The 13,353-nt window shown below is 62.7% G+C and carries 13 protein-coding genes; 6 read left to right on the top strand and 7 right to left on the bottom strand.

Features of this window, described 5'->3' with window-relative positions; translation table 11 throughout:
• Positions 1-104: 104 nt before the first annotated feature.
• The 4 genes from QTL95_RS22490 to QTL95_RS22505 are packed head-to-tail and all read left to right on the top strand — an operon-like array spanning position 105 to position 4,879.
• Positions 105-1,034: an alpha/beta hydrolase gene (locus tag QTL95_RS22490; protein ID WP_289722115.1), complete on the top strand. Its 930-nt coding sequence runs from the start codon at positions 105-107 to the stop codon at positions 1,032-1,034.
• Positions 1,035-1,049: 15 nt separating this feature from the next.
• A complete protein-coding gene (locus QTL95_RS22495; protein ID WP_289722116.1) occupies positions 1,050-2,009 on the top strand; it encodes a DMT family transporter in 960 nt (319 codons plus the stop codon).
• 18 nt (positions 2,010-2,027) lie between these two features.
• Positions 2,028-3,224 carry a CaiB/BaiF CoA transferase family protein gene (locus tag QTL95_RS22500; protein ID WP_289722117.1) on the top strand — a complete coding sequence of 399 codons (1,197 nt, stop codon included), beginning with the start codon at positions 2,028-2,030 and terminating at the stop codon, positions 3,222-3,224.
• The gene (locus QTL95_RS22505; protein WP_289722118.1) at positions 3,221-4,879 is read left to right on the top strand and encodes a thiamine pyrophosphate-binding protein; all 1,659 of its coding nucleotides are present in this window, start codon (positions 3,221-3,223) and stop codon (positions 4,877-4,879) included. Before QTL95_RS22500 ends, QTL95_RS22505 begins: the two co-directional genes overlap by 4 nt.
• 45 nt (positions 4,880-4,924) lie before the next feature.
• On the opposite strand, the gene QTL95_RS22510 is transcribed toward QTL95_RS22505, so the two are convergent.
• The 3 genes from QTL95_RS22510 to QTL95_RS22520 form a co-directional block, all read right to left on the bottom strand.
• Positions 4,925-5,266 carry a RidA family protein gene (locus QTL95_RS22510; RefSeq protein ID WP_112427250.1) on the bottom strand — a complete coding sequence of 114 codons (342 nt, stop codon included), beginning with the start codon at positions 5,264-5,266 and terminating at the stop codon, positions 4,925-4,927.
• Positions 5,267-5,341: 75 nt separating this feature from the next.
• Complete coding sequence (locus QTL95_RS22515; RefSeq protein ID WP_289722119.1) at positions 5,342-5,680, bottom strand: TIGR01244 family sulfur transferase; 339 nt, start codon at positions 5,678-5,680, stop codon at positions 5,342-5,344.
• Positions 5,681-5,764: 84 nt separating this feature from the next.
• Positions 5,765-6,604, bottom strand: coding sequence for a DUF4432 family protein (locus tag QTL95_RS22520; protein ID WP_289722443.1), 840 nt, complete (start codon positions 6,602-6,604; stop codon positions 5,765-5,767).
• A 253-nt stretch (positions 6,605-6,857) separates the two neighbouring features.
• Between QTL95_RS22520 and QTL95_RS22525 the strand changes: the two genes are divergently transcribed.
• A complete protein-coding gene (locus QTL95_RS22525) occupies positions 6,858-8,231 on the top strand; it encodes a L,D-transpeptidase (protein WP_442981334.1) in 1,374 nt (457 codons plus the stop codon).
• Position 8,232: 1 nt separating this feature from the next.
• Here the strand turns inward: QTL95_RS22525 and QTL95_RS22530 are convergent, their stop codons facing one another.
• Positions 8,233-9,336: a helix-turn-helix transcriptional regulator gene (locus QTL95_RS22530; protein WP_289722120.1), complete on the bottom strand. Its 1,104-nt coding sequence runs from the start codon at positions 9,334-9,336 to the stop codon at positions 8,233-8,235.
• 233 nt (positions 9,337-9,569) lie between these two features.
• Here QTL95_RS22530 and QTL95_RS22535 point away from each other — a divergent pair, with 233 nt between their 5' ends.
• The gene (locus QTL95_RS22535) at positions 9,570-9,794 is read left to right on the top strand and encodes a DUF6719 family protein (protein WP_289722121.1); all 225 of its coding nucleotides are present in this window, start codon (positions 9,570-9,572) and stop codon (positions 9,792-9,794) included.
• 74 nt (positions 9,795-9,868) lie between these two features.
• On the opposite strand, the gene QTL95_RS22540 is transcribed toward QTL95_RS22535, so the two are convergent.
• From QTL95_RS22540 to QTL95_RS22550, 3 genes are all read right to left on the bottom strand, one after another.
• Positions 9,869-10,582, bottom strand: a complete 714-nt coding sequence (locus QTL95_RS22540; protein ID WP_289722122.1) for a ParA family protein — start codon at positions 10,580-10,582, stop codon at positions 9,869-9,871.
• Between the two features lie 234 nt (positions 10,583-10,816).
• Positions 10,817-11,968 (bottom strand): iron-containing alcohol dehydrogenase, encoded by a 1,152-nt coding sequence (locus QTL95_RS22545; protein ID WP_289722123.1) that lies wholly within the window; start codon positions 11,966-11,968, stop codon positions 10,817-10,819.
• Positions 11,965-13,350, bottom strand: a complete 1,386-nt coding sequence (locus QTL95_RS22550; protein WP_289722124.1) for an aldehyde dehydrogenase family protein — start codon at positions 13,348-13,350, stop codon at positions 11,965-11,967. Before QTL95_RS22550 ends, QTL95_RS22545 begins: the two co-directional genes overlap by 4 nt.
• Positions 13,351-13,353: the final 3 nt, after the last annotated feature.

The raw sequence follows: 13,353 nt of genomic DNA on the forward strand, positions 1-13,353 counted from the left end.
GCGGCAACCCTCAATCACTGGGGTAAAATTTCCCGCCCTATAAGCAGACGTGCGTGTTGCATTTGCTGACCGATCTGGTCATCTCGGGAGCGAGGAGGAACGGAATGTTCGCACAGACTGAGCGGCTGGAAACGCCGACAGCATCGCTGGCCTATCATCACCGGCAGGCAAAGGGCGATGCGAACGGCATTCTCTTGATCTGCCACGGCCTTGCCGAGCATTCCCGCCGCTACGCCGGCTTTGCCAATGCCATGGTGGCGCGGGGCTATCACGTCTATGCGCACGACCACCGCGGCCATGGCGAGACCACTGCCGACGACGCGCCGATCGGCCGTTTCGCCCGACGCGATGGCGTAAGGGCGGTCATAGATGACGTCGCCGCCATGCGCGACCATGCCGCCCGCCACTATCCGGGCCTGCCGGTGATCCTGTTCGGCCATTCCATGGGGGGACTGATCGCGCTCAATGCCGCCGTCAGCCATCCTGAAAAATTCGATGCGCTCGCTATCTGGAATTCCACCTTCAACCCAGGCCTGGCCGGCCGTGCCGCCCAGGTGATCCTGCGTACCGAGCGAGCATTGAAAGGCTCCGACGTCCCGAGCGCCCTGCTCCCCAAGCTCACCTTCGAGACCTGGGGCAAGAGCGTGCCGGATCATCGCACCCTTTTCGACTGGCTTTCCCGCGATCCCGTCGAGGTTGACAAATACATCGCCGACCCGCTTTGCGGTTTCGATGCCTCCGTGTCGCTGTGGCTCGACGTTTTCGAACTGACGTTCCGGGCGACCCAGAGGTCGTTTCTCGACCGTCTTGCCAAGGATATGCCGATCAATCTGGTCGGTGGCGGAAAGGACCCGGCGACGGACAACGGACACGCGATCGTCTGGCTCTCAAACCATTTGAAGACGGCGGGATTCTGCCGTATCAGCACGCAGATATATCAGGACATGCGCCACGAGACTTTGAACGAGATCGGCGCGGACACGGCCATCTCGGCATTCGCCGATTGGTGCGACCAGGCCGTCGTCCAGTCCTGATCAAGAAGGACCGACATGAACAACCGTAAATCCTCCCTGCCCGTCAACACCTCTTCGGAAGTGATGCTGGGCCTCGTCCTGATGTTCATTTCGGTGCTGATCTCGCCTGTCATCGATATCTTCTCGAAGCTCGCGATCACCACGATCCCGTCGGCGGAAATCACCGCCGCGCGCTTCGGCGTCCAGGCGCTATGCATGCTGCCGATCGTCCTGTGGCGCCGCAACCTTGCGGACATCACCTGGAGGCAGAGTTTCTTCCACGCCATCCGCGGAGCCATCATCACCGTCTCGATGATCTCCTTCGTCACCACGCTGAAATACATGGCAGTCGCCGATGCGATCGCCATCTTCTTCGTCGAGCCGATCATCCTGACGATCCTGAGCAGCATCTTCCTTGGGGAGGCGATCGGCTGGCGCCGCTACACCGCCTGCGGCGTCGGCTTCTTCGGTGCCATCCTCATCATCCAGCCGAGTTTCCAGGAAGTCGGCTACGTCGCATTGCTGCCCGTCGTCAGCGCGGTGTGCATCGCCATATCAGCGATGATGAACCGGGCGCTGGCGCAGCGCGAGGACCCCTGGGTCATGCAGTTCCACATGGGCCTCTGGGGCCTGCTGATCTGCGCCATCCTGCTCTATCTCGGCCACGGCAGCGGCTCCGACGTCTTCGATCCCGTGATGCCGGATACCCGCGCCTGGCTCTATCTGCTCGGCGTCGGCGTCACCGCCGCCATCGCCGGCATCTTCGGCGTCTACGCCTACCGCTCGGCGCCCGCCTCGACGTTGGCCCCGCTGCAATATTTCGAGATCGTCTCGGCAACGGCGTTCGCCTGGCTGGTCTTCGGCGATTTCCCGGATGCGCTGAAGTGGCTCGGCATCTTCATTATCATGGGCTCCGGCTTCTACATCATCTGGCGCGAGCGGCGCTTTGCATCGAAGCCCGTATCCGATACATCTGAGCAGACGCGGGCACCCTGATCTGATCGTGGGAGGAACATGACGCAGACCCAGCCTAACAAAGCGCCGCTGGCGGGCATTCGTGTCATCGAACTTGCGCGCGTGTTGGCCGGCCCCTGGGCGGGCCAGATGCTGGCCGATCTCGGCGCCGACGTGATCAAGGTCGAAAACCCCGAAGGCGGCGATGATACCCGCCACTGGGGACCACCCTTCGTCGAAGGCGCGGATGGCGAAAATCTTTCCGCCGCCTATTATCACGCCGCCAATCGCGGCAAGCGCTCCATCGTCGCCGACCTCCGCAGCGAAGAAGGCCAGGCATTGGTCCGCCGGCTGGTCGCCACGGCTGATGTCGTCATCGAGAACTTCAAAGTTGGCGGGCTCATCAAATATGGGCTCGACTACGAGAGCCTGCATAGGATCAATCCAAAGATCGTCTACTGCTCGATCACGGGCTTCGGCCAGACCGGCCCCTATGCAAGCCTCGCCGGCTACGACTACATCGTCCAGGGCATGTCGGGCTTCATGTCAATTACGGGAGAACCGGACGGACAGCCGATGAAAGCAGGCGTCGCCATCGCCGATATCTTCACCGGCATCTACGCGGTCTCGGCGATCGAGGCCGCCCTCATCCACGCGTTGAAGACGGGCCAAGGCCAGCTGGTCGACATGGCGCTGCTCGACGTCCAGTCGGCGGTGCTCGCCAACCAGAACATGAACTACCTGGTATCGGGCCGTGCGCCGACCCGCCTCGGCAACGCCCATCCCAACATCTCGCCCTACGAGGTGGTCCCCACCGCCGACGGCTACCTCATCCTCGCCATCGGCAATGACGGCCAGTTCCGCCGTCTGTGCGCCATCCTTGATCTCGCCGGCATCGCCGACGACGAGCGCTTCGCCACCAACAAGGCCCGCGTCGCCAACCGCCACGAGGTCCGGCGGCTGGTTTCGACCGAGACGCTGAAGTGGACGAAGGCCGATCTGCTCAAGGCTTGTGAAGCGAACGCGGTACCATCAGGCGCGATCAACACCATCGAGGACATGTTCAACGATCCGCAGATCGTCGCGCGCGGCCTGCGCATCGACCTCGAGGACAGCGCCGGCACACTCATTCCCGGTGTCAGGACGCCGGTTGTGCTGTCCAGCACGCCGCTGCGTTACGAAAGGCCCAGTCCGCGACTGGGAGAGCACCAAGAGGACGTGCTCGCGGAACTTGCCGAATGGGAGAGGAAGACATGAAACGGACAGGCGGAGAACTGATCGTCGAGGCATTGAAGGCAAACGGGGTGAAACGCCTCTCCTGCGTCCCCGGCGAGAGTTTCCTCGCCGTCCTTGACGCGCTCCATGACAGCGACATCGAGGTGATTGTCTGCCGCCAGGAGGGCGGCGCCGCGATGATGGCCGACACCTGGGGCCGGCTGACCGGCGAGCCCGGCATCTGCATGGTTACCCGCGGCCCCGGCGCCACCAACGCGACGGCCGGCCTGCATATCGCTAGGCAGGATTCGATCCCGATGATTCTCTTCATCGGGCAGGTCCAGCGCGAGGCCCGCGAGCGCGAAGCCTTCCAGGAAGTGGAGTTCCGCCGCGCGCTGACCGAATACGCCAAGTGGGTGGGCGAGATCGACGACGCAGCCCGCATCCCTGAATTCGTCACCCGCGCCTTCGCGCTCGCAACCTCCGGCCGCCCCGGGCCCGTCGTCCTGTCACTGCCCGAGGACATGTTGCGCGACACGGTCGAGGCGCCTCGCGCCAGGCGCTATTGCCGCGTCGAAGCCCATCCCGGCAGAAGTCAGGTCGACGACTTCTATCTCCGTCTGCTGAAGGCCGAGCGACCCATGGTGATCCTCGGCGGCTCGCGCTGGGATGCCGATGCAGTCGCCGACTTCAAGACTTTCGCCGAACGCTTCGGGCTGCCGGTCGGCTGCTCCTTCCGACGCCAGATGCTTTTCGACAACCTGCACCCCAACTATGCCGGCGATGTCGGCATCGGCATCAATCCCGAGCTGGCGCGGGAGATCAAGGAAAGCGATCTCCTGATCCTGCTCGGCTGCCGCATGTCGGAGATGCCATCGTCGGGCTATACGCTGATCGATATCCCCTACCCGCAGCAGCAACTCGTCCACATCCATCCCGACCCGTCCGAACTCGGCCGTGTCTACCGCCCGGATCTCGCCATATCGGCCAGCCCGCAGGATTTCGTAGCGGCGCTTGCCGATCTTGAGGCGCCGGACGAACCGCGCTGGGCGGATCGCACCGAGCGCATGCATCAATCCTATCTCGCGTGGTCGACACCGCCGCAGTCAGGACCGGGCGACGTGCATATGGGCCCGATCATGGCGTGGCTGGAGGAGAACACGCGCCCGGACACGGTCTTCACCAACGGCGCCGGCAACTACGCGACATGGCAGCACCGATATCACCGCTTCCGGCAGTTCAATACCCAGGCGGCCCCGACCTCAGGCTCGATGGGCTACGGCCTGCCGGCTGCCGTCGCAGCCAAGCAGCTGTTTCCCGATCGCGAGGTGATCTGCTTCGCCGGCGACGGCTGCTTCCTGATGCACGGCCAGGAATTCGCTACCGCCATCCGCTACAAGCTGCCGATCATCGTGCTCGTCATCAACAACGGCATGTACGGCACGATCCGCATGCATCAGGAACGCGAATATCCCGGCCGCGTCAGCGGCACCGGCCTCACCAACCCCGATTTCGCCGCGCTCGCCCGCGCCTATGGCGGCCACGGCGAAACGGTGGAGACGACCGAGGACTTCGCCCTCGCATTCGAGCGCGCCCGCGAAAGCGGCCTGCCCGCTATCATCGAGATCAAGCTCGACCCGGAGGCGATTACTCCGACGCGGACCCTGTCGGAAATCGCACAAACAAAAAGCCGGTGAACAGACGAACTGCTCACCGGCCTTCAAATCGCGATAGCGACGATCTTAGATCGCAGCCGTGACGATGAACTCGACCTTGTACTTCGGAGCAGCCAGCTTGGCTTCGCTGGTGGCGCGGGCCGGCGTGTTGGCCGGATCGACCCAGGCTTCCCAGGCAGCGTTCATTTCGGCGAAGTCCGAGATGTCGGAGAGGTAGATCAGCGTCTGCAGGATCTTCGACTTGTCGGAGCCGGCAGCGGCGAGCAGACGATCGACTTCACCGAGCGCATCCTTGCACTGATCGGTCACGGTTGCGCCTTCGCCAACCTGGCCGGCGAGGTAAACGGTGTTGCCGTGGATGACCGCGCCGCTCATGCGGGCGCCGGCGTCGATACGCTTGATGCTCATGGTGTTCTCCTTGTCATGATATGAAAGAGGCGCCGCACGAAAGGGCAGCGCCGGACTGAAATCCCGCGCCTTGGATCAGGTGCGGATGTGATGGGTCTTCTGATAGATCGCCGTCGAGCGGGCGCCGGAGCGGCAGTAGCCGAGCATCGGGCGCGAGAATTCGTCGAGCGCGTCGACCATACCGGCAACCGCCTCTTCCGTCACGCCCATCGGGCCGACGGGAACATGGGCGATCTCGAGGCCGAGCTCCTTGGCGCGCGCCGCAATATCGGCGAACGGGGTCTGGTCCATGCTTTCCTGGTCCGGACGATGGCAGACGATGGACTTGAAGCCCATGGCCTTGATCTCATCGAGGTCGTCGACCGTGATCTGGCCGGAAACCGAATATTCGTCGTCGATCTGGCGGATGTCCATCGCAAATACTCCTGAAATCGTGGGCTGAATGACTACGCCGCCCGATGCATGTCGTCAACCACACGACACCCGTGAATCGACCTGTCAGACGAACGCGAAGCTCAGCCCATAGTCCCGGCTCTCGCCCGGCTTCAGCATGACGAATTCACCGCTCGCTTCCAGCTCGGAGCGCCCGACCCAGCGGTGCGAGACGGGCTCGATCCCCAGCACGTCGATAGGTGTGTTCTGGTTGCGCCAGACCTGCAGATGCGGCAGTGTTTGCGCCAACACACGCACCCGCAGCGTCCTGCCCAATATCGCGGCGATCGGCCCAAGCCGGACTTCGGCGAAGCCATCGACCGTTGCGGGCGCCTCGACGCAGAAAATGCCGCCGGGTTCCTGTCCGAAATTCCAGGGAAAGCCGCCGCCCTCGAGCATCTCTCCCTCGAGCCGCGTTCCCGCGTCGAACCACTTGCCGCCGACATTCATGTGGTACATCAGGAATGTCGGAACAGTCTCGTTGCTGGTGTTGATCACCCGATCGCGCAGATGGACCTCCCCGGTCGCGCCGTCGATGAACCAGTGCCGCTCGATCCGCGCCGGATGGCCCTCGACCGTGACGACGTCGATATCGGCGCGGCATTCGGCATTGCCGTTCTCGAACTTCGTCCACAGCACCTTCGCGACATGCCCGGCCGCCGAACCGTGCAGCGGATAGACCTTGCCATCCGTTCGGCCAGGGATCGGCTCACGGTGGCGAATATGATCCGGACCGCAGGTGAAGAGAAAGCCTTCGACCGAATGCGAAATGCGCACATCGCCGTCGTCGGGCACCGCTTTCTTAGGCGCGATATCCACGCCCTCGACGGTGCATCCGCCGATATCCATCACCGAGCTTTCGTCCAGCACAAGGCGCGGACCACGAGCGGCTGCGAATTCCATGATGTCTCCTCCCCGCGATTTCGCGTTCGCGCAAGGGTTAGTTCCGCCGCCGGGTTTCGTCAATGAGCACCACCGCGTTGACCACATCCGCTCATGGCGTCAGTCGTGATGGAACCGACTGGCCCTCGCAAATGTTTATGAGTAAAGGAGAAATCACGATAATTTTTATTCTTTGTTCAGCACGATTTCATAAATTCCACACTAGCGTCAAAATTCGCAGGTGTGTGTCGGCCAAGTCACTGAAGGATACGTAGACGTGAATCGCATTCTGAAATCGGCATTGTCGGGAACGATCATCGCGCTGACCCTCGCGGGCGCGGCCACCGACGTCGCTGCGCAGCAATACCGCCGCCAGGGCAGCACCGTATTCATCACGCCGAACGGCGAGATTCTCGACTACGTACCATCAGGCACCGGTTACGCCCGCGATCGCAGCGGCAATCGCGTTCTGATCGACGGCTACGGCAATATCGTCGCGACGGAAGCGCGCGCCCGCGGCTATTATCCACCACCACCGGGACGCGATGTCTATCGCCGCGACGACGCCTACAACAATGATCCCTATTATGCCGACGAGCAGCAGTACGGCAGCACGCGCTATCAGGAGCGCGGCGCCGTCACCGGCGCGATCCCGCGCGAAGCGTCTATCGACCGCCAGCCGCTCGACCAGCCGTACCCGCAGAACGACGGCGGTGACTATGCCTCGATTGATCCCTATCAGGAGGCACAGCCAGAGGTGACACAGCCGACGCGGCCGCCAGAGCCTGTCATCACGCTGAAGAACAAGTCGAAGTCCGAGATCGTGGCGCTCCAGGTCTTTCTCGACCGATCAGGCGTTTCCCCCGGCGCCATCGACGGCCACATGGGCGCCAACGTCACCAAGGCGATCTACGCCTATGAACAGATGACGGGCGAAAAGCTCGACCCCAACAACACCGACGCGATCCTGGAACAGCTTCGGATGTCCGGTGGCCTGCCCGTCGTCAATTACACGATCACCCAGTCCGACGCCGCCGGCCCTTATGTCGCAGAGATCCCCGAGGACTACGCCCACAAGGCGCAGCTCACCTCTCTCGCCTTCACCTCCACGACCGAAGCACTCGCCGAGCGCTTCCACATGGACGAAGCCTTCCTGAAGGAACTCAACCCCGGCGTCGACTTCACTCTTCCCGGCACGATCATCAAGGTCGTCAATCCCGGCGAGGTGAAGAGCGGCAGCGTGGCTCGCATCGTCGCCGACAAGGGCAAGAAGCAGGTTTTCGCTTACGACAATTCCGGTGCGCTCATCGCTGCCTACCCCGCTTCGATCGGCTCTACGGACACCCCTTCCCCCTCGGGCACGGTGACCGTCGAGCGCGTAGCCTTCAATCCCGGCTACACCTACAATCCGAAGATCAATTTCCAACAGGGCGCCAACGACAAAATCCTGAATATCCCGCCTGGGCCCAACGGCCCCGTCGGCACGGTCTGGATGGCGCTGTCCAAGCCCACCTATGGCATCCACGGAACGCCTGAACCGTCCAAGATCGGCCGCACCCAGAGCCACGGCTGTATCCGCCTGACCAACTGGGATGCGACCGAGCTCGCGAAGATGGTCAAGCCGGGCGTGACGGTGGAATTCGTCGACTGATCTAAAGGAAACTTCTGGGCTGTTCCCGGAAATACACCAACCGGAACAGCTCGACCTGCGACTTCGCGCCCGTTTTCGCGTAGATCGACTTCACCTGCGACCTGATCGTTTCGCGCGAGCGATTGGCGTTGATCGCGAGTTCGTTGATCGAAGTCCCCTGGATCAGCCCGTGCAGGATCCGGATCTCCGCTTTCGTCAACCCGAACCTCTCCCGCAGGACGAAGTCGCCCACCTGAACAGTAGGCGTCGGCGTTTCTATGATGATGGCCACCTCCGGCGCATCGAAGAAATAGGACGCGCGCGCCTTCCTAAGCTTGATGAGGGTCAGCTTCGTGCCATCGACGGTCACGACCTGCTGCCGTTCGTCTTCCTCGCGATCGGCCAGCATCCGGTTGAGCCGCGAGCGTGCATCCGGGTCGGAGATTTCGACATTGCCCTGGAAGCCGAGCCGCAGGCAGCGCCCGCTCTCCAGCGCCTGCGTGCCGAGATCCGTGGCGGAGACCAGCTTTCCGCCTCGCCCCACCATGAGCACGCCGACACCGATCGCATCGAACAGCCGACCGTCCATCTCCGAGATCGGCTTCGGTCCCATGGCGCTGTCGAAATAGACGACGGCACGGTGAAGATGCGGCGCGAGCCGTGTCAGGAGATTGGCAAAGACCCTGTTGTCCTCGGGCTCCCCGATGGCGATCGAGCTTGAGATATTGAAGACGCGGCCCTCGTTCTTGAGCAGCGTCATGCCGATCCCGGTCTCGCCGCACTCTCTCCAGAAATCGTTGTAGAACTCGGTCTTCCGGAAATCGGCGCGCGGCAGCATGTCCTCGGCCACGAACCCCTTCCACAGCGGCATGTCCGCCATCGCCTCACCCCAGGGGTTGATGCTGGCGAAATGACTGGCATAGGCCTCCACCCATTTCTCGTCGAAGCCCCGGTCGATATGCGAGGCGCCTTCGGACCGTGCGGCATCATGATAAAACAGCGTCGTCTTGCCCCCCGGGATGATGGCATTCAGCCGGTCGAGAAAAACCTCCCACGTCGCCTCGCCGAAGATCAGCCCGTAGATCGCATCCACGAGCCCGTCATAAGTCTGTTCCGTAACTGCCATCAATCCCCCGATGACTGCCGGCGGGACCGACAACCGCAGACAGGATCACCAGTCTAAATAGTTTCGGTAGCGCAGGTGAATTCCCCCTTTCGGGTGATGCGCCGGCTTGCGAAATTGCCATTGATAGGCGCGTCGGGGCGGACGGGCAAAAGCGGTCGCGCATGGTTAGGGGACCACATGTGCGGCCGCGCCCTCCCCGCTCTTGTTTGAACCAAACGACTGAGGGGGATGCGATGAATAGCAGAACGATGATCATTTCCGCGCTCATGCTGGGCGCGAGCCTTGCCGCGGGCTGCTCGCCGACGATGAAGGCCGAACCCGGCGCGGGCCAACTCGGCTCCGGCGTCAAGGTACTTGTGGACGACGGCACCTGCCCGGCCGGCCAGATCAAGCAGGTCACCGGCGGTAACAACGCCGCGAACATTCCGCGCAAACGCGAATGCATCGCAAGACCATAGAACCGGCGGGCAATCGCCGAAACGAAAGATGCGCCTCAGCGGACCGAGGCGCATCTTTTTTATCTACGCTGTTCTCAAGCTGCCGAGCGGATCAGCGGCCCTGTCAAGCGCGCCGCGGCGGGAAGCCGGACCGGCAGCTTGCGCATGATCTCCTCGGCGAAACAGAGGGCGTTTTCGCGTGCCCGGTCGATGTTGCTGACGCGCGCCGGATCGAGCGAATGCAGCGTGCCGCCGCAATCGAAGAGATCGCGGAAGGCCGAGCGCTCGATGATCGCGGTATCGAGTACCGGCACCTGGCGTTCGCTGAGCAGCGACTTGACGATGGCGAGTGCCCGCGTCGTCACCATGGAATTGACGCGGGTGAGAACGACCGAATGGCCGATGCGGATCCCCGCCTTCTCGTCGAGGTATTGCAGCAGTTCCAGCACCTGCGCGCCGCCGCGTGCATCCATGGCGCATCCCTGGATCGGGATCAGCACATGGTCGGAGAGGCCGATCGCCGTTGCCAGCAGCGGATTGCGCGCGCCCGGCAGGTCGATGATGAAGTAATCGGTATTGGCCTTGTTCTCGGAGATATGCTGCGGCAGCGATGCCGAGGTCACGAAATCGATGACAGAGATGTTGGGCACATGACCGGAGACTTCGTGCCAGCGCGAAATCCAGTGCTGCGGGTCCGCGTCGAGGACCGTGACCCGATAGCCCTTGTGGGCGAGCTCGGTTGCAAGCAGCAGCACTGCCGTGGTCTTGCCGGCGCCGCCCTTGGTGTTTGCAAATGTGATGACTGGCATATCGGTATCCTCGAAGGGAAAAGTCGCGAGCTCCGTATGGCTCTTCCACGCACGGTCGGAAGCATCTGTGCGGTTAACTCATCCTTTCTAATCATGGTTAACAACTTATGAAGATCGGCACTCAATTCACGGCCCGCATTTGTTGTACTCACCCCTGCCGGCCGCCAGTCACGCGCGAAAAAGCCCGGAAAGCGTGAACTTTCCGGGCTCAGGTTCAGGTCCGCCTTTTGTGTCTCAGAAGCAATCCTTGAAGAGCGCCTTGGTGTTTTCGAGTGTCATCGCGACCGGATTGCCACCCGCGCTCGGATCCTCGATTGCCATGGCGGAGAGCTCGTCGATTCGATCCGGCTTGATGCCCATCGCCGAAAGGCTCTCGGGCACGCCGAGTTCGGAGCGCAGCTTCAGCACGTAGTCGTAGAAGCCGTCGAAGCCCCCGGAGATGCCGAGATAGGCAGCCGCACGCGCGATCTTGTCTTCGATCACCGCCCGGTTGAAGCGAAGCACGGCCGGCATGACGACGGCGTTGGTCATACCGTGATGCGTGTTGTAGACGGCGCCGATCGGATGCGACAGCGCGTGGATCGCGCCGAGCCCCTTCTGGAAGGCGACAGCACCCATGGCAGCCGCCGACATCATGTTGGCGCGGGCTTCGAGGTCCGTACCCTCCCTGTAGGCGCGCGGCAGGAATTCCTTGACGAGACGCATGCCCTCGAGCGCGATACCCGCCGACATCGGGTGATAGAAGGGCGAGGAATAGGCTTCCAGGCAGTGCGCGAAGGCATCCATGCCGGTACCGGCCGTGATGATCTTCGGCATGCCGACCGTCAGTTCCGGGTCGGCGATGACGACGCCGGGCAGGAACTTCGGATGGAAGATGATCTTCTTAACATGCGTTTCTGAATTGGTGATCACGCTGGCGCGACCGACTTCCGAGCCGGTGCCCGCCGTCGTCGGGACGGCCACGATCGGCGCGATGCCCTCGACGCTGGCACGCGTCCACCAGTCGCCGATATCCTCGAAGTCCCACACCGGACGCGTCTGGCCGGCCATGAAGGCCACGCACTTGCCGAGGTCGAGGCCCGAGCCACCGCCGAAGGCGACGACGCCGTCATGACCACCATCCTTGAACGCCTTGACGCCAGCCGCAAGGTTCTTCTCGTTCGGGTTCGGATCGACATCGGCAAAAATCGCCCGTCCAAGACCGGCTTCTTCGAGAACGTCGAGCGCCGTCTGGGTAATTGCCATCGACGCCAGGCCGCGATCGGTGATCAGGAGCGGCTTCTTCATGCCAAGGCTCTTGGCCGCGTCCGCCAGTTCCTTGATGCGGCCCCGGCCGAGCTTGAAAGCGGTCGGATAGCTCCAGTTGGCTGTGATGTTGGTGCTCATGCTGTGACTTTCTTCAGATGGTAGGATTTCGGACGCGTCAGGTTCTGGAAGCCGATGATCGACAGCGAGCCGCCGCGACCGGTTTCCTTGACGCCGGTCCAGCACAGTGCCGGATCGAGGTAGTCTGCGCGGTTCATGAACACGGTGCCGGTTTCGATCTCGCGGCCAAGCCGCCCTGCCCGCTCGGCATCCTTGGTCCAGAGCGAGGCCGTCAGGCCGTACTGGCTGTCGTTCATCAACGCCAGCGCCTCGTCATCGCTCTTCACCTTCATGATGCCGACGGCGGGACCGAAGGTCTCCTCGCGCATGAAGGCCATGGAATGATCGACATCGACGAGGACCTGCGGTGCCAGATAGGCACCGCCATCATCCTGCGGGAAGAGCTTCGGATCGACCAGTGCCTTCGCACCCTTGGAAACCGCATCGGCGATCTGCTCGCGCACGACCTTGGCGAAACGCTTGTTGGCCATCGGGCCAAGCGACGTTTCAGGATCAAGGGGATTACCGAGCTTGTAGTTCGACACCCACGCGACCGACTTCTCGACGAAGCTGTCGTAAAGGGATTCATGCACATAGATGCGCTCGATACCGCAGCAGCACTGTCCGGAATTGTAGGTCGCGCCATCCATCAGCGTATCGACCGCCGCATCGAGATCGGCGTCTTCCATGACGTACCCCGGATCCTTGCCGCCAAGCTCGAGGCCAAGACCGGTAAACGTGCCGGCTGCCGCCCGTTCCATCGAGCGTCCGCCTTCGACCGACCCGGTGAAGTTTACGAAGTTGAAGCTACCGGCAGCGATCAGCGCCGAAGTCGTCTCATGGTCGAGGAAGACGTTCTGGAACACGTCCTCGGGTACACCGGCCTCGACGAAGGCCTGCACCAGCCGCTCTCCCACGAGCAGCGTCTGCGAGGCATGCTTGAGCACGACGGTATTGCCCGCCATCAGCGCCGGCGCGATCGTGTTGATCGCCGTCATGTAGGGATAGTTCCACGGCGCTACGACGAAGACGACGCCATGCGCCTCGCGCTCGATGCGCCGCTCGAAACTGGCGCTCTCTTCGACGATAAGCGGCGCCAGCGCATCGGCGGCGATCGAAGCAACGTAGTTGGAGCGCTCGTTGAAGCCCTTGTACTCGCCGCCGTACCGGATCGGCCGGCCCATCTGCCAGGCAAGCTCCGGCACCACGACATCGGACATCTCGTTGAGCCGCGCCACGCCCTTGAGCACCAGCTGGACGCGATCTTCCAGCGGTCGCCGCGCCCAGGCCTTCTGCGCCTTGCGCGCCCGCGCCACGACCTCCTTGGCCGCCTCCAGCGGAAGTGCCGGACGCTCGGCGTAAACCGATCCGTCGATCGGCGATATGCATTGGATGACAGTCATTTC

Source organism: Rhizobium sp. S152, from assembly GCF_030380735.1.
Classification (GTDB): domain Bacteria; phylum Pseudomonadota; class Alphaproteobacteria; order Rhizobiales; family Rhizobiaceae; genus Rhizobium.